Annotated in this window: 21 protein-coding genes; 14 read left to right on the top strand and 7 right to left on the bottom strand. The window is 71.6% G+C overall.

The annotated features are described in order from the left end of the window. Positions 1-65 precede the first annotated feature (65 nt). Positions 66-602 (top strand): YbhB/YbcL family Raf kinase inhibitor-like protein, encoded by a 537-nt coding sequence (locus tag C503_RS0109650; RefSeq protein WP_018681992.1) that lies wholly within the window; start codon positions 66-68, stop codon positions 600-602. Here the strand turns inward: C503_RS0109650 and C503_RS0109645 are convergent. From C503_RS0109645 to C503_RS0109635, 3 genes are all read right to left on the bottom strand, one after another. Then, positions 599-988: an AMIN-like domain-containing (lipo)protein gene (locus C503_RS0109645; protein ID WP_018681991.1), complete on the bottom strand. Its 390-nt coding sequence runs from the start codon at positions 986-988 to the stop codon at positions 599-601. The genes C503_RS0109650 and C503_RS0109645 overlap by 4 nt on opposite strands. A gap of 191 nt (positions 989-1,179) precedes the next feature. Continuing rightward, on the bottom strand, positions 1,180-1,407 hold the full coding sequence (locus C503_RS0109640) for a hypothetical protein (RefSeq protein ID WP_018681990.1): 228 nt from the start codon (positions 1,405-1,407) through the stop codon (positions 1,180-1,182). A gap of 369 nt (positions 1,408-1,776) precedes the next feature. After that, positions 1,777-2,679, bottom strand: coding sequence for a M15 family metallopeptidase (locus C503_RS0109635; protein WP_342663374.1), 903 nt, complete (start codon positions 2,677-2,679; stop codon positions 1,777-1,779). 127 nt (positions 2,680-2,806) lie between these two features. On the opposite strand from C503_RS0109635, the gene C503_RS0109630 reads away from it, so the two are divergent. Then, a complete protein-coding gene (locus tag C503_RS0109630) occupies positions 2,807-3,571 on the top strand; it encodes a S1 family peptidase (protein WP_018681988.1) in 765 nt (254 codons plus the stop codon). A gap of 13 nt (positions 3,572-3,584) precedes the next feature. Further along, a complete protein-coding gene (locus C503_RS0109625) occupies positions 3,585-4,040 on the top strand; it encodes a GNAT family N-acetyltransferase (protein ID WP_018681987.1) in 456 nt (151 codons plus the stop codon). On the opposite strand, the gene C503_RS0109620 is transcribed toward C503_RS0109625, so the two are convergent. Then, complete coding sequence (locus C503_RS0109620) at positions 3,994-5,181, bottom strand: 8-amino-7-oxononanoate synthase (protein WP_026316127.1); 1,188 nt, start codon at positions 5,179-5,181, stop codon at positions 3,994-3,996. The genes C503_RS0109625 and C503_RS0109620 overlap by 47 nt on opposite strands. 63 nt (positions 5,182-5,244) lie before the next feature. On the opposite strand from C503_RS0109620, the gene C503_RS38820 reads away from it, so the two are divergent. Then, complete coding sequence (locus C503_RS38820) at positions 5,245-6,189, top strand: cobalt-precorrin-4/precorrin-4 C(11)-methyltransferase (RefSeq protein ID WP_084476955.1); 945 nt, start codon at positions 5,245-5,247, stop codon at positions 6,187-6,189. A 244-nt stretch (positions 6,190-6,433) separates the two neighbouring features. Here C503_RS38820 and C503_RS38815 read toward each other — a convergent pair whose 3' ends face one another. After that, positions 6,434-7,531 carry a DUF3466 family protein gene (locus tag C503_RS38815; RefSeq protein ID WP_018681984.1) on the bottom strand — a complete coding sequence of 366 codons (1,098 nt, stop codon included), beginning with the start codon at positions 7,529-7,531 and terminating at the stop codon, positions 6,434-6,436. A gap of 181 nt (positions 7,532-7,712) precedes the next feature. Here C503_RS38815 and C503_RS0109605 point away from each other — a divergent pair, with 181 nt between their 5' ends. From C503_RS0109605 to C503_RS0109595, 3 genes are all read left to right on the top strand, one after another. Beyond that, positions 7,713-8,906, top strand: coding sequence for a bifunctional cobalt-precorrin-7 (C(5))-methyltransferase/cobalt-precorrin-6B (C(15))-methyltransferase (locus C503_RS0109605; protein ID WP_018681983.1), 1,194 nt, complete (start codon positions 7,713-7,715; stop codon positions 8,904-8,906). A gap of 280 nt (positions 8,907-9,186) precedes the next feature. Continuing rightward, entirely contained in the window at positions 9,187-10,035 is an 849-nt protein-coding gene (locus C503_RS0109600; protein ID WP_018681982.1) for an alpha/beta hydrolase, read from the top strand. A gap of 78 nt (positions 10,036-10,113) precedes the next feature. Next, on the top strand, positions 10,114-11,001 hold the full coding sequence (locus C503_RS0109595) for a DUF7847 domain-containing protein (protein WP_018681981.1): 888 nt from the start codon (positions 10,114-10,116) through the stop codon (positions 10,999-11,001). A gap of 24 nt (positions 11,002-11,025) precedes the next feature. Here the strand turns inward: C503_RS0109595 and C503_RS0109590 are convergent, their stop codons facing one another. Beyond that, a complete protein-coding gene (locus tag C503_RS0109590) occupies positions 11,026-12,471 on the bottom strand; it encodes a flavin-containing monooxygenase (protein WP_018681980.1) in 1,446 nt (481 codons plus the stop codon). Between the two features lie 191 nt (positions 12,472-12,662). Between C503_RS0109590 and C503_RS0109585 the strand changes: the two genes are divergently transcribed. After that, positions 12,663-13,610 carry a transporter substrate-binding domain-containing protein gene (locus tag C503_RS0109585; RefSeq protein ID WP_156893108.1) on the top strand — a complete coding sequence of 316 codons (948 nt, stop codon included), beginning with the start codon at positions 12,663-12,665 and terminating at the stop codon, positions 13,608-13,610. 62 nt (positions 13,611-13,672) lie between these two features. Continuing rightward, on the top strand, positions 13,673-14,902 hold the full coding sequence (cobA, locus tag C503_RS0109580) for a uroporphyrinogen-III C-methyltransferase (protein WP_018681978.1): 1,230 nt from the start codon (positions 13,673-13,675) through the stop codon (positions 14,900-14,902). Positions 14,903-15,146: 244 nt separating this feature from the next. Here cobA and C503_RS0109575 read toward each other — a convergent pair whose 3' ends face one another. Further along, positions 15,147-16,136: a helix-turn-helix domain-containing protein gene (locus C503_RS0109575; RefSeq protein WP_156893107.1), complete on the bottom strand. Its 990-nt coding sequence runs from the start codon at positions 16,134-16,136 to the stop codon at positions 15,147-15,149. 340 nt (positions 16,137-16,476) lie between these two features. On the opposite strand from C503_RS0109575, the gene aspS reads away from it, so the two are divergent. The 5 genes from aspS to C503_RS38810 form a co-directional block, all read left to right on the top strand. Beyond that, positions 16,477-18,267, top strand: coding sequence for an aspartate--tRNA ligase (gene aspS / locus C503_RS0109570; protein ID WP_018681976.1), 1,791 nt, complete (start codon positions 16,477-16,479; stop codon positions 18,265-18,267). Positions 18,268-18,645: 378 nt separating this feature from the next. Further along, positions 18,646-19,884, top strand: coding sequence for a hypothetical protein (locus tag C503_RS0109565; protein ID WP_026316126.1), 1,239 nt, complete (start codon positions 18,646-18,648; stop codon positions 19,882-19,884). 81 nt (positions 19,885-19,965) lie between these two features. Then, the gene (locus C503_RS0109560; RefSeq protein ID WP_018681974.1) at positions 19,966-20,799 is read left to right on the top strand and encodes an SGNH/GDSL hydrolase family protein; all 834 of its coding nucleotides are present in this window, start codon (positions 19,966-19,968) and stop codon (positions 20,797-20,799) included. Between the two features lie 10 nt (positions 20,800-20,809). Then, positions 20,810-21,907, top strand: a complete 1,098-nt coding sequence (locus C503_RS0109555) for a pyridoxal-phosphate-dependent aminotransferase family protein (RefSeq protein WP_018681973.1) — start codon at positions 20,810-20,812, stop codon at positions 21,905-21,907. A 769-nt stretch (positions 21,908-22,676) separates the two neighbouring features. After that, positions 22,677-23,035: Imm1 family immunity protein (locus C503_RS38810; protein ID WP_033400451.1), on the top strand; the 359-nt coding region annotated here is incomplete at its 3' end.

Here is a 23,035-nt window from a genome sequence, read left to right as displayed (position 1 = left end):
TTCCGTCCACAGGGCCGCGGACTAGGGTCGACCCGGAAGATCAGCGCACCCCTGTTGGAGCCGTCATGAGCCTGGACCGCCCGGTCGCCCCGGACCCGTACGAGCTGCTGCCGAGGGTCGGCACCTTCACCGTCACCTCGCCCGACGTGCGCGACGGCGAGCGCCTCGACCCGGAGTACGTGCACGACTCGGCGGGCGGGCGGAACACCTCCCCGGCGCTGGCTTGGTCCGGCGCGCCGGAGGGCACCAGGAGCTACGTGGTCACCTGCTTCGACCCGGACGCGCCGACCCCGAGCGGGTTCTGGCACTGGGTCGCCGTCGACATCCCCGCCGATGTCACCGACCTGCCCGCGGGCGCGGGCGCGGACGACGACTCGCTGCCCGGCGCCGCCTACCACGTGCGCAGCGACTACGGCCCCCGCGCGTACGGCGGTGCCGCGCCGCCGCAGGGCGACCACGACCACCGGTACTACTTCGTCGTGCACGCCGTGGACGTCGAGCACCTCGACATCAACGCCGACGTCAGCCCGGCCGTCGTCGGCTTCAACCTGGCCTTCCACACCCTCGCCCGCGCGATCGTCACCCCCACCTACGCGCACTAGGCGTGGGCGACGTCGACCACCAGCCTGCTCGGCGCGGACAGGTCGAACACGGCCACCGAGGTCTTCACGCGCATGCCGATCCCCACGCTGAGCACCCCCTCGAAGTCGCCGTCCACCACGACCGCCTGCACGTTGGCCAGCTCCCGGGTGCGGAACTTGCGCGGTCCCGGGTAGGTCTGGTTGCCCGCGTTGTCGTGGGCGGTGGCGGGCTGGAGGGTGAGCTGGACGAACTCGGCGCCGGTGAGCCACTCGACGTCGCCGCTGGGGTCGGAGATGAGCTCGTCGGTGAACTCGTGCGCGACCTGGGGCACCTTTCCGGCGAAGTCGAGGACGATCCGGTCGTAGGTGTCGTGCCTGCCCACGCGGATCGCGGTAAGCGTCGTCATGCCCTTGCAAGAGCGGATGGACGTCCGCCCGATACCGGGGAGCGGTCCGTACTCCGCCGATCGGGTCAACGGCTACGGCGCCCCGCCCACGACGGACACGGTGAACATGTCGGAGCCGGGGCGGGCATGTGCTCCCCGCCCCGGCTCGGCCTGGGTCGTCGTCGGTGCGCCCGGGTCGGGCGCGGGTGGGCTCAGGTCGGGTTGTCCTCGCGGCTCCTGCGGGGGCGGTGCTGCCACCAACCGATCGCGGTGGCGGCCACGACCATCAGGGTCGCCGCGGCGGTGGCGAACAGTGCCGCCACGGCCGCGGTGGACCAGGTCGGGGCCGGGTAGGGGAAGCCGACCGCGAAGCCGAGGAGCCAGACGGCCAGGAAGAGCCAGACCCGGCCGGTCTTGGGTTCCGTCTGCGTGCTCGTCACCACCGAATCCTCCTGATCAGGGGAAAGCTGTCCGATCGCAGCGGGTAATCGTCGCGTGGGGCTGGGATGTGGGCCTTTCCCGGTCGGTGGTGGTGTTTTCCCGCCACCGCAGGGGAAAGGCCGCACGCACGCGATCCTTGTTCAGGGTCGCCTGGTCTGTGCGCAGCGTTACACCTCCCGCGACCTGGACGGATCGGTCGCCGAAGCACGCTCGGACCAGCCTTCACCCACGCGGCAAGAGGATCTCACCGCGGCGGCGTCCGCGGTCGGGGCGGAAGTCATCAACAATTACCGCACGGCAAGTGAATTCGCCACGAAGTGAGCACTGGGGACGGTCGAATTCGACCGGAACGCGAATCGGATTCCCGATCATTGTCCGGTCGCGCTGAAATGCTGCAGGTCTTTCGGCGAGTCCCAGGTGCCGCCCCAGGTCCACCCGATCCGACCGAAGCCGCCGATCACCACGTCGCCGGGGAACACCATCCCGGGCCGCCGGTCCGCTCTGTCCACATAGGACGAAGCCAGCTCGGGCAGGACGAGCTTGCCCTTGCGGTACGGGTTACAGAACGGGTTCACGTCCACCGCCAGCCCGTACGCGTGCGCCGACCACGTCGTCGCGCCGCGCGTCGGCCTGCACACGAAGGCCGTGGTGTTGTTGCCGTCCCCGGTCGGCGCCAGGCTCAGCTCGGGCAGCGCCGTCACCCGCATCTCCTCCAGCGGGAACCGCGCCGCGTACATGTCGCGGAACACCGTGGTCACGTTCTCGGCGACGCGCGCGTTGACGATCATCTCGCCGGTGTGCGGCCGCCCGTCGAACCCCCAGAATGACATGGTCAGGTATCGCAGGTCCGTCTGCTTCACCGGACATCCGGGCTGCCACGTGCTGCGCCGGAGCACATCCGCGGGCACCGGCGTGACGGTCGCGGCGTAGCGGCCGTCGGCGGGCGGTGGCAGCAGGTCCTTCGTCGGCAGGGACCGGTTCACCAGCTCCGGGGGCGTCGGCAGGACCTGCCCGAACCCGTCCGGCCCCAACGGCAGCGGCTTGGCGCCCACGACCCACGCCGGTTTCGCGGGTGGGGGAGTGGTGGCCGTCGGGGACGAGGACGTGGTCGTGATCGTAGGAGAAGTGGTAAGCGTCGTGGCGGTCGTGGGCGAGACGGTGTGCCGGGTGGTGGTGGTCGTACCGGGTGCCTGGGTCGCGTGTTGCTGCTCCGGGGTCACGCACGCGGCGAGCGCGAACAGCAGGACGAGGCCGACGAGGAGGCGGTGCACGGCCACAGCATGCCCGATCCCGGTATTCCACCCGTTCGAGCGACAGCGCAGAGTAACCGTTCCGGCTCGATTTGACCTAGCGTGTGCCCCCGGATCCGGCGACATTCGGTAGGGAGAGAAAACGACCATGGGGCGACTCGCGCGCCGGGTGCTCGGCACCCTGGCCCTGGTGGCGGTCATCGCGGCGCTGATCGGCCAGTTCTTCAAGGCCGACGCGGGCGAGCAGATCATCGGCGGCGACCGGGTCGCCATCGCCGACCACCCGTACATCGTCTACCTGGCCACCGCCGACGGTTTCCAGTACTGCGGCGGCACCCTGGTCGCCCCGGACAAGGTCGTCACCGCGGCACACTGCGGCGAGGCGTTCGCGCCCGACTGGATCCGGGTGGTGGCGGGCCGCGAGGACAAGCAGGGCGACGCGGGCGTGGTCGCCAGGGTCCGGGACGTGTGGATCCACCCCGACTACCGGGACGTGACCCTCGGTGACGACGTGGCTGTGCTGACCTTGGCCCAGCGCCTGCCCTACCGGACGATGCCGATCGCCGCCGACCGCGTCGTCTACGGCTCCGAGACCGACGCCACCATCCTCGGCTGGGGCCGCACGACCGAGGCAGGCGGCGCCTCCCGCTACCTGCGCGGCGCCCAGGTGCCGCTGGTCTCCGACCACGACTGCGCGGGCGACTACGACAAGTTCAACGAGCGCGCCATGGTCTGCGCGGGCCTGCCGCAGGGCGGGGTCGACACCTGCCAGGGCGACTCCGGCGGGCCGCTGATCGTGGACGGCAGGCTGGTCGGCATCTCCTCGTGGGGGCAGGGCTGCGCCGAGCCGGGCAAGCCCGGCGTCTACACGCGCGTCGCCGCCTACGCCGACCTCATCTCCGCGCACCTGTGATACCCAGGGCCTCGTGACCCTTCGTTCCGTCGCGGGCCCCGACCTGTCCGCCGCCGACCTGCACGCGATCCTCCGGCTGCGCTCGGCGGTCTTCGTGGTCGAGCAGGAATGCGTCTACCAGGACATCGACGGTCGGGACCTGCGCGCCGACACACACCACCTCTGGTGGCAGCCCGCCGACACCCCGCTCGCCTGCCTGCGCGTGCTGGGCCCGCCGGGCACCGAACGCCGGGTCGGTCGCGTCTGCACGGCCGAGTCCGCGCGCGGGCTCGGTCTGGGCGCGGAGCTGATGCGCGCCGCGCTCGCCCTGATCGGACCGGACCGCAGCGCGCTGGCCGCCCAGTCCCGGGTCGCGGACTGGTACACCCGCTTCGGCTACGTCGCCGAGGGACCCGAGTACCTCGACGACGGCGTCCCGCACATCACGATGCGGCGGCCCGCCGAGCCCCGTCGGGCGCGCATCGGCTGATCACGTCCACCGCCTTGTCGATCTCGCCCGCGGTCAGGTCCGCGCGCGCGGTCAGCCGGAGCCGGGACACCGAGTCCGGCACCGACGGCGGCCGGAAGCAGCCGACCCACACGCCCGCCTCCCGGCAGTCGTTCGACCAGGCCAGCGCGGCCTCCGGGGACGGCGCGCGGACCGCGATCACGGCGGCCTCCGGCTCGGTCACCGACAGCCCGGCCGCGCGCAGCCGCGTGCTCAGCTCGACCGACACCTCCAGCACCCGCCCGGCGCGCTCCGGCTCCTCCTTGAGGATGGTCAACGCGGCCAGCGCCGCCGCCGCGCTGGCCGGGGCCAGACCGGTGTCGAAGATGAAGCTGCGCGCGTTCTCCACCAGGTGCTTGATCACGCGGCGCGGCCCCAGCACCGCGCCGCCCTGGGCGCCAAGGGCCTTCGACAGCGTCAGCGTGGTGACCACGTCCGGGTCGCCGGACAGCCCCGCCGCCGCCACCGCGCCGCGGCCGCCGGGGCCGAGCACGCCAAGGCCGTGCGCGTCGTCCACCAGCAGCGCGGCCCCGTTCTGCCTGCACACCGCCGCCAGCTCGGGCAGCGGCGCCAGGTCACCGTCCACACTGAACACCGAGTCGGTGACGAACACGGCCCGCTCGGTGCGCCGGGTCGCCAGCGCGCGGCCCGCGGCGACCGGGTCGCGGTGGCCGACGACGGCGACCTCGGCACGGGCGAGCCTGCAGCCGTCGATCAGCGAGGCGTGGATGTAGGCGTCGGTCACGATCGAGCAGTTCTTGCCCGACAGCGCGGTGACCGCGCCCAGGTTCGCGGCGAACCCGGAGGAGAACACCAGCGCCGCCTGCGTGCCGCAGAACCGGGCCAGCTCGAACTCCAGCTCGCTGTGCAGGTCCGTGCTGCCGGTGACCAGCCGCGACCCGGTGGCCCCGGTACCCCAGCGCAGCGCAGCCGCGGCCGCCGCGCCGCCCACCCGCTTGTCCCTGGCCAGGCCCAGGTAGTCGTTGCCCGCCAGGTCGAGCAGGTCCGAGTCGTGGCCGCGCGGCCGCAGCTGCCGGGTCAGCCCCGCCCGGCGCCGGTCCTCCGCGTGCCCGTCCAGCCAGTCGAACACCTGGTCGGCGGGGATGGGTGCGTCGGGGTTCACGGCGACGAGTCTGACACCGCCCCAGGTCCCGATCGACGACGACCCGGGCGATACGGTCGTGCCATGCGTGGCGCCGTGAGTTTCGTGGGAGCTGGACCGGGTGCGGCCGATCTCGTCACCCTGCGCGGGGCGAGCCGGATCGCCGACGCGGACCTCGTGCTGTACACCCCCTCGGTGGTCGACGTGGCCTGGCTGCGCGAGCACACCCGCGCCGACGCCGACCTCGTCGACCTCGACCGCCTCGCCGCCGACGACCTGGCCGAGCTGTACCGCCGCCTCGCCAGCCGCCGCCACCGCGCCGTCCGCCTGGTCGCCGGTGACCCGGCCCTGACACCGGAACTGCGCGAACAACGCGAACTCTGCGCCAAACTCGGCCTGGACGTCGAGGTGGTCCCCGGCGTCTCCCCGGTGTCCGCGGCCGCCGCGGCCACCGGCAACGCCGTGATCGAGCTCGGCGGCGCCGACACCTTCGTCCTGACCGAGTCCGACTTCGACCGCGTCCGCGACCTCGCCGCCGACGGCCGCACCATCGCCGTCCAGGCCCCGGCCGCCCGCGCGGCGGAACTGGTCGAGTCGCTGACCGCCGCCGGGCTGGACGGCGAGGTGCCGGTGGTGGTCGCGTACAAGGTGAGCAGGCCGGACGAGACCCTGCTGCGCACGACCGTCGGCGAGCTGGTGTCGGAGGTCAAACGCGCCAACCTCTGGCAACACACCCTCTTCCTCATCGGCGACGCCTTGCGCGAGGCCAAACCGCGTGCGGGCTATGTCGCCCGCGACTCCGAGCGCCGGTGGACTTCCCGCAGCTGGCGCTCATCGCGGACAGAGGGTTCGTGGCGCGCCAACGGATCGACGGTCGCGACAGCCGAACCGGCCGTGGACGAAGAGGAACCGCCCACTCCCGCTCCCGCTGCTGAGCCCAAACCTCCCGCCAAGCGCGCGACAACCGCCAAGAAGCAGCAGGCCCGCACGACCCGCGCGACGCCTCGCCGCACCACCAAGAAGCCCTGACAGCACTCCTGGCAAACGCTTGCGGCAACGGTTGACCCGCGCCCGTGGGCCGCGGGCACAGCGGGCCTTGGACAGCGCCGGGAACCGCGTCTGCCCAACGCCGACCGTTGCGCGCGACCCTTGCGCGCCTACGCAGATCGTGCCCACGCTCCGTGCTCGTGAAGTCGGGCCCGTGGATCCCGGATCGTCGCCCTGGCACCGCGTCCGGACCGGGTTGATCGGTCCGGACGCGGGTGGTCGAGGGTTACCTGGGTGGGATGGGCACTAACTCATAACCCACGGAGTCCTGTGTCCCATCGGCCGCCGTGACGACCGCGATGCCGACGATGATGCCCGCGTCATTGATGCCGTTGGCGCTCGCCAGGCGCACGTTCCGGGTCGGCGCGATGAGGGTGTTGAGTTCGGTGGCGCGGCCGTCTCGGTAGACGAAGCCGTTGCCGCTGGAGACGAGGTCGGGGTCGATGCCGTCCTCGCCGACGATCACGCCGCTGGAGTTGATCGCGTGGGCGGAAGCAGCGCCCTTGCCCGCGCCCGGCACGTTCAGGTCGATCGCGGTGCCGTCGGCGAAGCGCACGGCGTGCGCGAAGTTGATCGGGTCACCGGGAAGGCAGGCCGAGCCGACCACCTGACCGGCGTTGTTGACCGCCAGCGCCTCGGCGAACGTGCCGCCGAGACCGCCGAGCGAGCTGATCGTCCCGTTGACCCACTGCACGGCCGAGGTCGGTCCGCGACCCGCCTGGACGGCGTCGCCGACGATCAGGCCGTTGTCGTTGACGGCGAGTGCCTCGGTGACGTCGGCGCCGGGGAACGACGGCAGGGTGGTGACCGTCGTGCCCTGGCGACTCCACGGCGTGACCGTGGAACCGGCCTGGGTGCCGACGATCTGTCCGAGGTTGTTGATGGCGAACGCGTCCGCGTCCCCGGTGGGGTTGACGCCGATATCGGTCCCGGTGTTGTCGGGGCCCGGCCAGCTGGTCGGGCGCGGGATCTCCGCCTCCCCGCCCGGGAAGACGATCACCTTCTGGTAGTTCCCGACCACCACGCCCTGGTTGTTGATGGCCCGCGGTCTGTTGTGCGAGTGCTGGTTGGTCTGGTCGCCTGGCGTGCCCAGGAACACGGGCGTGGTCGTGCCCGCCTTGACCACGATCCCCTCCAGACGTCCCTGGGCAGAGGCCTGCACGCCGATGCCGAAGATGTCCCCGCGCGCGTCGATCCCGAGGTACTCCGAGGTCGACGCGGCGCCGAGCACGAGCCGGTACTGCGGTGTGGCCGCGTCGGCGGTGCCGGGCACGGTGATGGCCGCCGCGGCGGCCAGCGCGGCCGCCGATAGACGCTTGCGCATTGAAACTTCCCCCTTGCTTGACGCTGGGACGGCATTCCGGGATACCCGCCATGGTTACGACGCGGCGGAAGGCGGGCATCCCGCCCGGCTGGCCTGTGGATGGATTCGGGGGGTTGTGGACAACTCGGAGCCTGTGGACAAACCCTCCCGGGATTCGGCCGGGCCGTGGTCGAATACGGCCATGACGGTGACGGTGGTGGGTGTCGACATCCGAGACGACCGGGCGGTGCCGCCCGACCTGGGCGAGGTCGCCCTGGTCGTCGGCGCGCCCGAGTTGGTGGCCGGGCACGCGCCCGCCGGGGCGCGCACCGCGACCGGCGCGATCGAGTCCACAATGGACGACATAGCCGCCGCGGTGGCGGCGGGCGAGGAGGTCGTCGTGCTGGTGCACGGCGACCCCGGCCACTTCGGCGTGCTGCGTGCCCTGCGGGCCAAGGGGTTACCGGTCGCCGTCCGGCCCGCGGTGTCCGATGTGCAACGGATGGCGGCCATGCTCCGCCGCCCGTGGGACGACATCGCCGTGGTCGACGCGCGGGGCCGGGAGTTCCGCCACGCGGTCAACGTGTGCCGGGCGCGGCGCGCGGTGGCCGTGCTGACCGCGCCCGGTGCCGGTCCCGCCGAGCTGGCCCGCGAGCTGTCGGGCTGGCGCCGCAACCTCGCCGTGCTCGAAGGGCTGCGCACCCCGGACGAACGACTGTCCATAGTGGATGTCACCGAAGCGGAACGCCGGACCTGGCGCGAGCCGAACCTGGTGATGTGCCTGGTATCCCTCGACGCCGCAGGCACCGACCACTGGCTCGCGGGCGGCCCGGCCGCGCCACCGCCGGACGGTTGGGCGTTGGACGAGAGCGCGTTCGCCACGCGCGCGGGTGTCGGGATCGCGCCCGAGGTGCGCGCGTTGGCGTTGGCGCGGCTCGCCCCGCGCGCGGGCACACTGCTCTGGGATGTGTGCGCGGGCTCCGGCGCGATCGGCATCGAGGCGGCCCGGCTCGGCGCCGCCGTGGTCGCGGTCGAACGGGATTCCGGCCTGTGCGTGCGGATCGTGGCCAACGCGGGCGCGCACGGGGTCGACGTCCGGCTGGTCGACGGCGACCCGCTCACCGCGATCCCCGTGTTACCCCGCCCGCACGCGGTCTTCGTCGGCGCCGCCCACCCGGAGGTGGTCCGGGCGTGCGCGGGCGTCGGTGCCGAGCGGATCGTGGTGCTGGTGCCCGAGGCCGATCGTCTCGGCCGCATCCGGGCCGCGCTGCGCGACGCCGGTTACGCGGTCGACGGTTGCCAGTTGTCGGCGGCTCCCCTCGTGGATCTTCCGGGCGAGGCGACCGGGGTCGGTCCAGCCGGGTCCACCTTCCTCGTCTGGGGTGCGCGGAGGTAGAACTGGTATACCTTTCACATCCCCGTACACCGTCTTGTCCGGCCACGATGCGGTTCGACCGCACTGGACCACTGTCCATCGGCGGGTCCACGGCGCGAACCTTGGCGCATCTGGAAATCGGGAAGATGCACGGTGAGATTGCACGCGGCGTCTACACCCGTAGTTGATCTAGAGTGGGAATCGGGAGCGCTCCCACCGCGACGGATTCGGCATATCCGCCCACGCAGTGCCACTAGACCAATATGATCTCGCGAGGGGTCCGTGACGATGCGGAGTACATGTGAACACTGCGCGAACCGCTCGACGGCTCTCCCGGCGCTCCCTGCTGGCCGTCGGCGCGGGACTGGGCGCCGGACTGCTGGCGGGCTGCCAACAACAGGCCGAGTCGCCCGGCACGAACAACATCGCGCGGACGGAGGACGACGCCACCTCCGCGAACGCCCCGGTGATCACCGGGCGCAACCTGTCCCCGGGCCGCTACCGGGCGGTGGACATCGTGATCGTGCGGCCGGAGGGGGCGCCGACCGGTCCGCTGCCGGTGGCGCTCGCGCTGCACGGCGGCCTCGGCGGGGCCAAGAGCTTCCTCGACCTCGGCCTGCCGGACGCGATGAACACCCTGTTCCGGCAGGGTGCCAAGCCGTTCGTGGTGGTCGCGGTCGAGGGCGGCAACTGGGTCGGCAGCAAGGACGACGACCCGCACCGGATGCTCGCCGAGGACCTGCCCGGCTGGCTGACCTACAACGACCTGCCGCCCACCCCGTTCGCCGTGCTCGGCTACGGCGAGGGCGGCGCGGCGGCGATCATCGAGGCCCGGTCGTCCTCCTACCAGGCGGTGGCCGCGATCAGCCCGACGCTGTTCGCCGACTGGGAGGAGGCGTCGAAGTCGCGGATGTTCAAGGACCGCGCCCAGTGGGAGAGCTCGGAACCGTTACGCCACACCGTGGAGGTGGCGAACATGCCGGTGGGCGTCTGGTGCGGCACCGACGACCGGCCCTACATCGACCTGTCCCGCCAGCTGGCCACCAGGCTGAACGCCAAGCAGGCCACGTTCGCCCCCGGCGGGCATGACGACCGCTACTTCAAGCGGGCCATCCCCGAGGCGCTGAACTTCGTCTCCGGCTACCTGTAATCTCCGGTTCGGTGCGGATACGCCGTCGCCGCCGATCTGGGGACCAAGGTAATGACTGAACAGCCCGACAGACCAGAGATGACCCCCATGCCGCCGCCGCGTGACGACACCGGCGCCCTGCAGCTGGGCATCGTCCCGCTGCGACCGCTGAAGCTGGGCGACATCCTGTCGGGCACTGTCCGCGTGCTGCGGCTGCACCCGGGTTCGCTGCTCGGGCTGTCCTTCGCCACCGCCGTCCTCGCCACGCTCGGCTACCGGTCGATCGTCTCGCTGATCGAACGCGTGCCGCCGGAGACCCTGATCACGCTCTCGTCCGAGAGCGCCACCTGGGGCCTGGTGGCGCCGTACCTGCTCGACGGCGTGCTCAACACGTTCATCACCGCGCTGCTCGGGGTGCTGCTGATCGGTGTGGTGAACGTCGTCGTGCCGCGCGCGGTGTTCGGGCACACGACCGGGCCGCGCGAGGCGATGCGGCTGGCGTGGCCGTCGTTCTGGCGGCTGCTGGCCAACATCCTGGTCACCACGGTGCTGATCGGCACCCTCGGGCTGGGGACCACGCTGATGCTACTGCCCGCGCTGGTGTCGAGCTCGGTGCTCGCGCTGCCGCTCGTGGTGGTCATCCTGTTCCTGGCGGTGGCGTTCGTCTTCTCGTCGTCGGTGGTGGTGATGGAGGACGCGGGCCCGTTCGCCGCGCTGCGCCGGTCCCACCAGCTGGTCCGGGTGGTCGGCTGGTGGCGGGTGTTCGGGATCGTGCTGTTCTTCGGCGTGCTGATGGGGTTGCTTGGCATCCTGGTCGACCTGGTGACCACCGGCCTCAGCGGTGGCAGCGTGGCGGGCGAGATGCTCGCCGACGTGCTGGTCTCCACGGTGTCCACGCCGGTCACCGCGATCGTGCCCGCGCTGCTGTACTTCGACCACCGCGCCCGCGCCGAGGGCATCGAGGGCCTGTGGCGGCGGGCGGGCTGACCCGAACCGGAACCCGGCCGAGGCTCAGCGGAACCGCACGCCCGCGTCGTCCACCGGACCGCGGCCGAGCAGCGCCACGTCCCGGGCATAGTTCTGCGGCAGCCGCCACGGCGTGACCGCGCCCTGTCGGGGCATCGACGCGATGCCGCGCCGCACGTAGGTCGAGCCGAAGTCGACGAACGGCGCGAGCGGCACCTCCGGCCCCGGCGCCAGCGGCGTCACCTGGCGCAGGCCGCGGTCGCGCATGTGCGCCAACAGCCTGCACACGTACCGCGCGGTCAGGTCGATCTTGAGCGTCCACGAGGCGTTGGTGTATCCGATGCCGATGGCCAGGTTGGGTACACCGCTGAGCATCATTCCCTTGTAGGTCACCGTGTCCGCGTAGTCGACGCGCGCGCCGTCGACGGTCAGCGCTATGCCGCCGAACGGGACCACGGACGGGCCGGTCGCGGTCACCACGAGGTCGGCGTCCACGTGCTCGCCGGATGCCATGGCCAGACCGCGCTCGGTGAACGTGTCGATGTGGTCGGTCACCACGGACGCGCGCCCGGACCGCAACGCCCGGAACAGATCCCCGTCCGCGGCGAAGCACACCCGCTGCGTCCACGGGTCGTAGGCGGGCTTGAAGTGCTTGTCCACCGGGTAGCCCGCGGGCAGCTGCCGCCGAACCCCCCATCGGATGATCCGCCGCACCAGCTCGGGTCGTCTGCGCGCCAGCCGGAAGAAACTCAACGCGAACAAGGCGTTCTTCCACCGCAGCACCGGATACGCGACCCGGCCGGGCAGCACTTTCCGCAGTAGATCGGCGATCGGGTCACGCGAACCGACAGCGACCACGTAACCGGGGGAGCGCTGCACCATGGTCACGTGCGCGGCCTTCTCGGCGAGCGCGGGCACCAACGTCACCGCGGTGGCCCCACTGCCCACGACCGCGACACGCTTACCCGTCCAGTCAAGGCTTTCCGGCCACTGCTGCGGGTGCACGATCTCACCCGCGAACCGCTCCATACCGGGGAAGTCGGGTGTGTGTCCCCGCTCGGTCTGGAAGATCCCGGCGCAGGAGAAGAGGAACCCGCACGTCATGGTGACCGTGTCGGCGCCGTGTTCGATCGTGACCGTCCACCTCGTCGTGGCGGAGTCCCACGCGGCCGCGACGACCCGGTGGTGGAACCGCACGAGCCCGTCCACACCGCGTTCCCGGGCGGTGTCGAGGATGTACTCCCGGATCGCGGCCCCCTCCGCGATCACCTCCGGCCGCGACCACGGGCGGAAGCTGTAGCCGAGCGTGTACATGTCCGAGTCGGACCGCACGCCGGGGTAGCGGTGCACGTCCCAGGTGCCGCCGATCGCGCCGCGCGCCTCCAGGATGGCCACGCTCGACCCGGGCATCCGCTCGCGCACCTGGCACGCCGACCCGATCCCGGCCAGCCCGGCCCCCACGACCAGCACATCGACGTGCTCGCTCGCCATCCGCTTCTCCTCACAGTTCGGCGGGCAAGCTATCAGCGCGTGACCATTCCGGCACTTTCTGCGCGCACGGGTGACGCCCGGTCGCGGTTCGGTAACGGGCCATAACGGGCCGCCGCGCAGGTCGATCTTCAGATGTGCCGTACAGCGCATGATCGACGGGTCGACCCAGGGGGTTGTCGTTGCGTGGGGCTGTGAGAACGCGGGTGTTGACGGTCGCCGTGGCCGTCCTGCTGGTGGCGGGCGTGTTCCTCGTCGTGCGCATGGCGTCCGGGGACGATCCCGCGGCCACCGCCCCCGACCAGCCCCCCGGGCGGATGTTGGAAGGGCGCAACCCCGTCGCCACGCGCACCGGCGGGAGCGCCGCCGCCGAGTTCCTCTCCGGCGAGGTGCCCATCGGCGTCAGCACCAAGTTCCCCGGCTGGGGCTACGGCGACCAGCCCGACGGTTTCGACCTCGCCCTCGTCCGCTACCTGCAGAAGAAGTACCACTTCACCCCCGTCTGGGTGCCGGTCGACGCCAAGGACCGCGAGCCCTACCTGGTGAGCAGGCGCGTCAAGCTCATCGTCGCGGCCTACTCGATCGACGGTGCCAGCTCCACCCAGCCCGACCGCAAGCGCACGGACGTGCTGGACTTCGCCGGGCCCTACTTCGCCGACCAGTCCGGCATCATGTTCGACGAGACCAAACGCCGCGCCGTCACCCCCGGCACCGGCATCCCCGGCGACCACATCTGCGTCGCGCAGGGCACCACCGCCGAGACCTACCTGGGTTCCGCCAACCCGGTGCGGCTGCCCACCAACACCGACTGCTTCGACCGGTTCGGCCTGGCGGGCGACAACTCGGTGGTCGGCGTGGTCACCGACGAGACCATCCTGCGCGCCTACGCGAAGGGCAAGGGCGGCGACGTCTCCCCGGTGATGTGGTCCGGCGAGGGGCACGTGATCAACCAGGAGAAGTACGGCATCGGCATGGCCGAGGGGCACGACGACGCCTGCCGGGAGCTGGCCGCCGACGTGAACGCCTTCCTCGGCGACCCGGGTCCGGACGGCGCGGGCGCCGCGTTCGACACCTTCCTCAAGTCCAGTCAGAACCGCGACAAACACCTGGACGTGGCCGCCGACCTGTCCCTCTGCGAGTGACCATGTGCCACCTCGGTCACACTCTCGGGCGGCGCGCGCGGGGATCGCCGGGGCGACCGGGCATGCTGTCCGGCATGGAGCAGCACTACCTGGTCGGACTGGACCTCGCGGGCAAACGCGTCGTGGTCGTCGGCGGCGGCACCGTGGCACAGCGGCGGTTGCCCCGGCTCGTGCGGTCCGGCGCGGCGATCGAGGTGGTCTCGCCCGAGGTGACCCCCTCGGTGCAGGCCATGGCCGACGCGGGCGAGATCGCCTGGCACCGGCGCCCCTACGCGACCGGCGACCTGACCGACGCCTGGTACGTGCTGTGCTGCACCTCCGACCAGGGCGTCAACATCGAGGTCGCCGCGGAGGCCGAGGACAACCGTGTGTTCTGCGTGCGCGCGGACGCGGGCAGCGAGGGCAGCGCGGTCACCCCCGCGACCGGCGAGCACGACGGCCTGCTGGTCGGCGTCCTCGCGGGCGGCGAACACCAGCGCTCCGCCGCCGCGCGCGACGGCCTGCTCGACGCGCTGCGCGAGGGCCGGATCGCCGACCGGGAGCCCGCGCCCGCGGGCGTCGCGCTGGTCGGCGGCGGTCCGGGCGACCCGGAGCTGATCACCGTGCGGGGCAGGCGGTTGCTGGCCCGCGCCGACGTCGTGGTGGCCGACCGGCTCGGCCCGCGCGACCTGCTCGACGAGCTGGCCCCGAACGTGACCGTGATCGACGCCGCCAAGATCCCCTACGGCCGCGCCGCCACCCAGGACGCCATCAACGACGCGCTGATCACGCACGCGCGCGCGGGCCGGTTCGTGGTGCGGCTCAAGGGCGGCGACCCGTATGTCTTCGGCCGCGGCTTCGAGGAGCTGATCGCCTGCGCGCAGGCCGGTGTCCCGGTCACCGTGGTACCGGGCGTGACCTCCGCGCTGTCCGTGCCCGCCGCCGCCGACGTGCCGGTGACGCACCGCGGCGTGGCGCACGAGGTCGTGGTGGTGTCCGGGCACGTCGCGCCGGACGACCCGGCCTCGCTGACCGACTGGTCGGCGCTGGCCCGGCTGCGCGGCACGATCGTGCTGATGATGGGCGTGGACAAGCTGTCCGCCTTCACCGCCGCGTTGATCGCGGGTGGGCGGGAGGGGACGACCCCGGTTGCCGTGGTCCAGGAGGGCACCACGCGCGCGCAGCGTGTCGTGCGGTCCACTTTGGACGATGTGGCCGCCGATGTCGCCGCGGCGGGCATCCGGCCCCCGGCGGTCACCGTGATCGGCCCGGTCGCCGGTCTCGTGTCCGAACTGGACGGTGAGAAACCGTGACAGGGCAACCACACGGCACCGATCGGGGCGGTGTCGCCGCTGCTGGTGGTATCGCCTGCCGAGCCCGGACCGTTTCCGGTCCGGCGCGGTTTGCCCGCCGGGCACACCACCGGTGTTCTGTTGTCAGCCCGACCGCCGCGCCCGGTGCCGTCCCTGGGACGGGATCAGCACCGCGGCGCGTCGGCGCGGCTGTCTTGCACCCTGAACCGTGACCGATAGGTCGTGCGGGAGGAGGACTGTACTACTAGTCCGGCCACTCCCATCGCGCGCAGAGGATCCCGGGACCGAAGTCCAGGGCCACCGCGTGCGCCTTGCCGTCCAACGTGACGTCCAGCTTGCGCCGGTTCGTCACCTGGTCGTCCATGTCGACCGTGTACTGCTCCAGGTACGCGGGCAGCGCCCGCGGGTCGAACCGGAGCTCCAGCACGAACTCGCGCACCGGCCCGGGGAACTTGCGGCAGTAACTGTCGTCACCGCGCGAGTACGGGGGTCCCGGGTGGCGCAGGACGTAGTCGACGATCGTCGTCTCGCCCCGGCTCAACGGCTGGTCAAGCAGGATCTCCGCGGCCACCAGGCCCGCCGCGGGGTCCTGGGCGACCCGGCCGATCCGGCAGGTGTCGCCCGCGACGATCTCGGGGAACGGTCTGCCGGGCACCTCCAGGTCGTAGACCATCAGCGTGCGGTCGGCCCCATCGCGTTCGGCGCGGAATACCTGGCGGATGTTGAGGGCCTTCTCGCCGCGGTCGACGGCGATCTCCATCTTGTCGTGCTGGCTGAGCTTGGTCAGCGCGGCGTCGGTGGTGAAGTCGATGCGCTTGAGCAGGTGCGAGACGGGCTCGCTGTTGCCCCACAACGCCTCCATGGTCAGCCGGGTGGACTCCCGGTTGACCCGCCCGCGCGGCCGCGGCGGGCCGAGCAGGGCGATCAACGAGCCGGTGGGCACCCCGAGGACGTCCTCCAGGTGGCCGAGGGCGGCCAACGACTCCGCCCGCTCCGGCCTGCGGCGGCCGGACTGCCAGTAGCTCAACGCGGTGACGCTGATCGAGACCCCGCGGGCGCGAAGCCGGTACTGGATGCGGTCCAGGCTCAGTCCACTCGCCTGGATCGCGGACCTCAGCGCGGTGGGGAACGCGTCGGCCGCGAGCGTCTCCGGCTGCTCGGCGGTCAACGCATGGCGAACACTCCCGTTCTGGTGAAGCTCACGAACTGGCTCGCGGGTGATACCGCTACCCATGTTCACTCCCTGGGTTACCCCTTACGCCCTGACGGTCACATTACGTCCGGGGGGCCCCGCTGGGAAGCTTCAGTGTTAATTCATGGGTAACCGGTTCGCTGCCTGTTGTCACCGGATAGCCTGAACGTACCCGGTGCTATGCGACCGATCGGTCCATGATCCACCGCCAAAGGGTTCACCTGTTTCCCGGTCGTTCACACACGTCTCACCAGGTCGGGGGGCGGCGCAAACCTGCCGGGCGGCGACCCCTCGCGGTTGGTTAGCCTTGCCGACACGGCGTGGGCAGGAAAGTTCCCGATCCCACGCACTATCCCATGATCTGGACAGGAGAACGCGAGCCGTGATCCGCACGCACGAGGCCGGGACCCTCCGCGCCGAGCACGCCGGGCAGACCGTCACCCTCACCGGGTGGGTCGCGCGCAGGCGCGATCACGGCGGTGTGATCTTCATCGACCTGCGCGACGGGTCCGGGGTATCCCAGGTCGTGTTCCGCGAGGGCGAGATGGCCGAGCGCGCGCACCGGCTGCGCGCGGAGTTCTGTGTGAAGGTCGTCGGCGAAGTCGCTACCCGCCCGACTGGGAACGACAACCCCGACATCCCTACTGGGGCGATCGAGGTACTCGCCACCGGATTGGACGTACTGAGCGAAGCCGCTCCGTTGCCGTTCCCGCTCGACGACCACCTGACCGTGGGCGACGAGGTCCGCCTCCGCCACCGTTACCTCGATCTGCGCCGCACCGCGCCCGCGGCGGCCATGCGGATGCGCAGCGAGGCCAACCGGATCGCCCGCGAGGTGCTGCACGCCGAGCGGTTCCTGGAGATCGAGACCCCCACGCTCACCCGCTCCACCCCCGAGGGCGCCCGCGACTTCGTCGTGCCCGCGCGGCTGCGGCCGGGTTCCTGGTACGCGCTGCCGCAGTCGCCGCAGCTGTTCAAGCAGCTGCTGATGGTCGGCGGCCTGGAGCGCTACTACCAGATCGCCCGCTGCTACCGGGACGAGGACTTCCGCGCCGACCGCCAGCCCGAGTTCACCCAGCTCGACATCGAGCTGAGCTTCGTCGAGCAGGACGACGTGATCGCGCTCGGCGAGCGGATCATGGCCGCGCTCTGGCGCGACCTGGCCGGGCACGAGATCCCGCTGCCCATCCCGCGGCTGCCCTACGCCGAGGCCATGTCCCGCTACGGCTCCGACAAGCCCGACACCCGCTTCGGTGTCGAGCTGACCGAGCTGACCGAGTACTTCGCCGACACCCCGTTCCGGGTCTTCCAGGCCCCGTACGTCGGCGCGGTCGTGATGCCCGGCGGCGCGAGCCAGCCGCGCAAGCAGCTCGACGCCTGGCAGGAGTTCGCCAAGCAGCGCGGCCACAAGGGCCTGGCCTACGTGCTGGTCGGCGAGGACGGCACGCTCGGCGGCCCGGTCGCCAAGAACCTGTCCGAGACCGAGCGCGACGGCCTGGCCAAGGCCGCGGGCGCCGAACCGGGCGACTGCGTGTTCTTCGCCGCGGGCAGGCCGGACGACGCGCGGGCCCTGCTCGGCGCGGCCCGGCTGGAGATCGGCCGCCGCTGCGGGCTCATCGACGAGTCCGCGTGGGGCTTCGTCTGGGTCGTCGACTTCCCGATGTTCGAGGAGGCCGCCGCCGCGCAGAGCGCCGGTGACGTGGCCGTCGGCGGCGGCCGGTGGACCGCCCTGCACCACGCCTTCACCTCGCCGACCCCGGAGTGGGTCGACCGGCTGGAGGAGGACCCGGGCAACGCGCTGGCCTACGCCTACGACCTGGTCTGCAACGGCAACGAGATCGGCGGCGGCTCGATCCGTATCCACCGCAAGGACGTGCAGGAGAGGGTGTTCGCGCTGATGGGCCTCGGCGCGGAGGAGGCGCAGGAGAAGTTCGGCTTCCTGCTCGACGCGTTCGCCTACGGCCCGCCCCCGCACGGCGGCATCGCCTTCGGCTGGGACCGCATCGTCATGCTGCTGGCGGGGGAGACCTCGATCCGCGAGGTCATCGCGTTCCCCAAGACCGGCGGCGGTTTCGACCCGCTGACGAGCGCCCCCGCGCCGATCACGGCCGAACAGCGCAAGGAGGCGGGCGTCGACTTCAAGCCTGCCAAGGACGCACCGGCCGCGGGCTGAGCCTCTCCGCAACACACACACCGGGCGCGACACGAGCACACGTGTCGCGCCCGGTGCGCGTGTGTGTCCGCGAGATTGCCGGGAGCGCTCCCGATCCCGAGGAACGAGAAAGGTTTTCGGACCCGGCGGTTCGCGGCAGAATATCCACGCGGTGATCGGCTCGACGCGGACGGTGACGGAATTCGGGCCCATTTCCGGGGTTGACCCGCGCGCGGAGCGGGAACCCTTCGGTGGGTCCTATACCTGAAACATGGCCGACATCGTGATTTGTCGACCACGTCCGCGTACCCGCCGGGCATGGCGGCTACGGTCTTTCCGGGCGAGAGTGCTGACTGGGCCGGGTCCGGCCCCCTACGATCGGGAGTAGGGTCAGAGGAGATGAGTGTGGAGATCGCCGCCGATCCGCCGGACACCGGCGAAGCGGACGGCACCGGCGAGTCCGAACAGCCCGCGAGCGCGGAGGTGTTGGCGACCGTCGTGGCCGCCGAGTCCGTGCTCAGCAAGCGCTTCGGCGCGCGCATCCGACTCGCCGAACCCGAGGACCTCGGGGGCAGCGAGCGCTCCATCGTGCTCCGGGTCAAGGTCGCGGCCAGCCCGTTCTCCCTACCGCGCACGCTCGCGGTCAAGCGCTACGTCAGACCCACCGGCGCTGGCCCGCGCGACAACTGGGTGCGCGAGGCGGTCAGCTATCAGCTGTTCACCGCCCTCGCCGCCGAGGACCGCATGTGCCCGGAGCTGTTCGCGCACGACAGCGGCACAAGCCTGCTGGTCATGGAGGATCTGGGCCGCGCGCCGACCCTCGCCGAGAAGCTGCACGGCGACGACGCCCGGGTGGCCGAGGGCGCGCTGCTGTCCTGGGCGCGGTCGCTGGGCAAGCTGCACGCCTCCACCGCGGGCCGCGAGGCCGACTTCGACGCGTTGCTGCGCAGGCTGAGCCCGCCCAGGTCGAAGGACCCGCTGACCGTCGACGGTCCCGTCGCCATCGCCGCGCTGCCGCTGTTACTCCAGACGGAGTACGGCGTGGACACGCCGGAGGAGGCCCGCGCGGCGGCCGCACAGACGTTGGCGCTGCTGGACACGGCCCGGCACCGCGCGTTCAGCCCGTCCGACTCCTGCCCGGACAACAACCTCATCACCAACCGCGGCGTGCGCTTCCTCGACTTCGAGGGCGGCTGCGTGCGGAACATGATGTTCGACGCGGCCTACCTGACCGTCCCGTTCCCCTCCTGCTGGTGCGCTTACGCGCTGCCGCCCGGCATGACCGACGCCATGCTCGCCGCCTGGCGCGCCGAGGTCCGGGTCATGTGGCCGGACCTCGACGACGACGCGGTGCTGCTGCCCCGGCTGCTGGACGCCCAGCTGTTCTGGGTGTGGCTGACCACCTGGCAGTTCCTCACCGTCCCGGACGTCGACCAGCTCGGCTCCGGCGGCGCGGTCGCCCGCCCGCACCAGGCCGACGTGCTGGTGGCCCGGTGGTCCGGCCTGGCCGCGGCGGCCCGACGGGCCCGGTCGGTGCCCGGGGCGGCCGCGGTCGGCGCGCACGCGGAGGCCGTTGTCACGGCGCTCACGGCTCGGTTCGGCGAGCGTTCGCTGCCGCTCTACCCGGCGTTCGACTAGATCCGAAGACTTCGCCGGTCCGACCCCGCCACGACACCGGGATCTCACCGCCGGTGAGCCCGTGCGCCGCATGGTTGACCCGTGACCGCGGTGGGGATCGAACGCGAACAGGCACCGAGCGCCGGGTGGACCGCAGCCACCCTCGCGGTGCTCGGCGACTCGACCACAGTGGGACTGGGCGACCCGGTCCCCGGCGGCTGGCGCGGCGTCGGCCCACTGCTGGGTACGGCACTGGGCGCCCGCGTCCACAACGTCGCAGGCACCGGCGCACGACTGGCCGACGTCCGCAGAACCCAACTGCCCGACGCACTCGCGGCCCGCCCCGAGGCCGCGCTGCTGATCGCGGGCATGAACGACACCCTGCGCTCGGACTTCGACCCGGTGACCATGCGGGCCGACCTGACCCACATCGTGAACACCCTCAACGACGCGGGCACCGTGGTACTACTCGCCCGCTACCACGACCACGCGCGCGTGTTCCGCATGCCCGCCTCCCTGCGCCGAGCGCTGCGCACCCGTATCGACCGCCTGAACCAGGTGATCGACGCGGTGGTGGCCGACACCGGAGCGCCCTGCCTGGACCTGGACACACTGCCGGGCGCGTACGAGGTGACCACGTGGAGCGTGGACCGGTTGCACCCATCCGAACTGGGACACCGGTTACTGGCGCGCGGCTTCTCGGAACTGTTGGCCGCGCGCGGTTGCGTCGTACCGACACCGGTGAGCCTGGAGTGCCAGGGCGGGCTGAACGCGGGACCACTCGCGCACTTCGCGTGGCTGGTGATCAAGGGCATCCCCTGGCTGTGGCGGCGCGGACGTGACCTGGTGCCGTACGCGGTGAGCATCATGTGGCGCGGAATGCCGGAACCCGCGCCCTGTGGACAACTCGAAGCGGAGCCCGCGCCCCGTCCGTAGAGTTCTCCCCATGGCGATTGTCGAGCGAGTGCTGCTGGGCCCCGGACCGTCCAACCCGTACCCGGAGGCCACCGCCGCCGTCGCGGCACCCCTGCTGGGCCACCTGGACCCGGAGTTCCTGCGCGTCCTGGACGAGACGTGCGTACGGCTGCGGCGGGTGTGGGACACGGAGAACACGCGCACGCTCCCGTTGTCCGGCACGGGATCCATCGGGATGGAGGCGGCGTTCGCCAACTTCGTCCGCCCGGGGGATGTCGTGGTGGTCGGCGTCAACGGCCTGTTCGGTGAACGCATGGTGGACGTGGCCACCCGTTATGGCGGGGAGGTCATCCGCGTCGACCACGACTGGGGCACACCGGTCGACGTGGAGCGGATGCTGGACGCACATCCGGAGCCGTCGCTGGTCGCGGCCGTGCACGCGGAGACGTCGACCGGGGTGCTGAGCGATGTGCGGGAGCTGTCTCTCGCGGTGCATCGTCGCGACGAACGGGCGCTGGTCCTGGCTGATTGCGTGACGTCGTTGGCAGGCATCGAGGTCCATGTCGACGCGTGGGATGTGGATGTGGCCTATTCCGGCACCCAGAAGTGTCTCGGCGTCGCGCCCGGGCTGGCCCCGTTCACGGTGTCGCCGCGCGCTTGGGACCGACGGGTGCAGCGGCCGCCGACGTGGTATCTGGATCTGAACCTGATCGGTGCCTATGTGGACGGTTCCTCGGGTGGGCGGACCTATCACCACACGGCGCCGACCGGCATGATCGCTTCGCTGCATGCTGCCCTGGGGCGCATTCTGGAGGAGGGGCTGGACGAGGTCTGGGCTCGCCACCAGGCGGCGGGTCGCATGCTGCATGAGGGCTTGGCGGACTTGGGGTTGAGCCTGTTCGCCGCCGAAGGCCATCGGTTGCCGGAACTCACCACTGTCCGTGTGCCCGATGGGGTCGACTCCGCCAAGACCCGCGCCGCTCTGTTGGCCGACTATGGAATCGAGATCGGCGCAGGCGTGGGCGCGTTCGCGAGTTCGGTCTGGCGCATCGGCCTCATGGGCCACAATGCCCGCGCCGACCGCGTGGAACTGATCTTGGGCGCTTTGCGCCGAATACTGGGGAAGTGACGGGAACCCAGTCCGCCGCCCGGCCACTCGACGGCCTGGGCGGCGGACTGGTTTCCGCACGCCCCAAGAAGGCTGTCCACAGGCAAGATCGCGCACCCGCCGGGATTGTCGGTGCCCACGACCAGAATGGGTTCGGGGGGCCGGCGGCCGCCCATGATCAATTCCCGCGCCAGGATCACTGACGGTAGCCGTGCATTCACCCCATCAGGCGCTGTGGATACGGAACTTTCCCGGGCGTGTCGTTCGTTGCGAGTTGAGGTTGTGCGAGCGCGAGGGACAGGAGACGCGGGAGCGCGGCCCGCCCATCCGCCAAGCCCGGGAAGAGATCGAAAGCGCCACCGCCTGCCCCGCCCAGCAGCCCCGGCCCACCCGACCACACCGCTGAGCCCGCCTCCGCCGAGCCCCCGCTCCACCCCGGTCGCCCCGGCACAGCACCGCCCAGCCCGGAGCCCGCCCGAAGAAGTGCAGCCCCGCCCACCAAGAGCGGTCCCGGGCTGCCACCCCCCGCCGCCCGTCACTGCCAGATCCCTGCCCTCCGGCCGATTCCGCCCGACGCGTGATTTCCGAGACCGGCCCGGCCGCTGAGACCGGCCCGGTGACGAGCGGCCGAAGGTGGCCTCTCGGAGCCGGTCCACCCATTCCGGCGGCGACAAGCGAAGGCATCGCGGCGCAGGTTCACCTACTGTGGCGCCCGGCCACGGCCCCGCCCTATCTCGGTGGACTGGCAGGAAGCGGCCCCTTTCGAAGGCTGGTATGCGGAAATGGCCAAGTGACCACCGTCCTGCATCGTGGGTTCCTCGTGCTGGCAGCGCTTCCCGAGGGTTGCGATCTCGTGGCCGAGGTGCGCGCCCTCTACACCTCCCACGTGACCATCCCCTGGTCCTGGTCCATCACGGCCGACCCCCTCGACATCGGCTCCGAGACCCAGCCCTCCCTCCTCCTCGGCGTGCATCAGGACCGGGGCGCCCTGGCCTGGGAAGTCGGCTGGAACACCTGGGTGCCCACCATCGGCACCAATTCCGATTGGGTCACCTACCACTTCGGTGGTGCCGAGGAGACCGGCCTCCCGCCGTTCTCCGAGGTCCCCATCGACACCGTCTACCAGGTCCTGACCGAGTTCATCGTCAC

Source organism: Actinokineospora enzanensis DSM 44649 (assembly GCF_000374445.1).
In the GTDB taxonomy this organism is placed as follows: Bacteria; Actinomycetota; Actinomycetes; order Mycobacteriales; family Pseudonocardiaceae; genus Actinokineospora; species Actinokineospora enzanensis.
Note: the sequence above shows the minus strand (reverse complement) of the source record. Positions and strands in the feature narration are given on the sequence as shown.

Coding starts and splice junctions, on each gene's coding strand:
- C503_RS0109645 (WP_018681991.1), bottom strand. CDS start 988: ATGACGACGCTTACCGCGATCCGCGTGGGCAGGCACGACACCTACGAC.
- C503_RS0109630 (WP_018681988.1), top strand. CDS start 2,807: ATGGGGCGACTCGCGCGCCGGGTGCTCGGCACCCTGGCCCTGGTGGCG.
- C503_RS0109575 (WP_156893107.1), bottom strand. CDS start 16,136: ATGGGTAGCGGTATCACCCGCGAGCCAGTTCGTGAGCTTCACCAGAAC.
- cobA (WP_018681978.1), top strand. CDS start 13,673: ATGCTGTCCGGCATGGAGCAGCACTACCTGGTCGGACTGGACCTCGCG.
- C503_RS0109650 (WP_018681992.1), top strand. CDS start 66: ATGAGCCTGGACCGCCCGGTCGCCCCGGACCCGTACGAGCTGCTGCCG.
- C503_RS38815 (WP_018681984.1), bottom strand. CDS start 7,531: ATGCGCAAGCGTCTATCGGCGGCCGCGCTGGCCGCCGCGGCGGCCATC.
- C503_RS0109605 (WP_018681983.1), top strand. CDS start 7,713: ATGACGGTGACGGTGGTGGGTGTCGACATCCGAGACGACCGGGCGGTG.
- C503_RS0109590 (WP_018681980.1), bottom strand. CDS start 12,471: ATGGCGAGCGAGCACGTCGATGTGCTGGTCGTGGGGGCCGGGCTGGCC.
- C503_RS0109555 (WP_018681973.1), top strand. CDS start 20,810: ATGGCGATTGTCGAGCGAGTGCTGCTGGGCCCCGGACCGTCCAACCCG.
- C503_RS0109565 (WP_026316126.1), top strand. CDS start 18,646: ATGAGTGTGGAGATCGCCGCCGATCCGCCGGACACCGGCGAAGCGGAC.
- C503_RS0109595 (WP_018681981.1), top strand. CDS start 10,114: ATGACCCCCATGCCGCCGCCGCGTGACGACACCGGCGCCCTGCAGCTG.
- C503_RS38820 (WP_084476955.1), top strand. CDS start 5,245: ATGCGTGGCGCCGTGAGTTTCGTGGGAGCTGGACCGGGTGCGGCCGAT.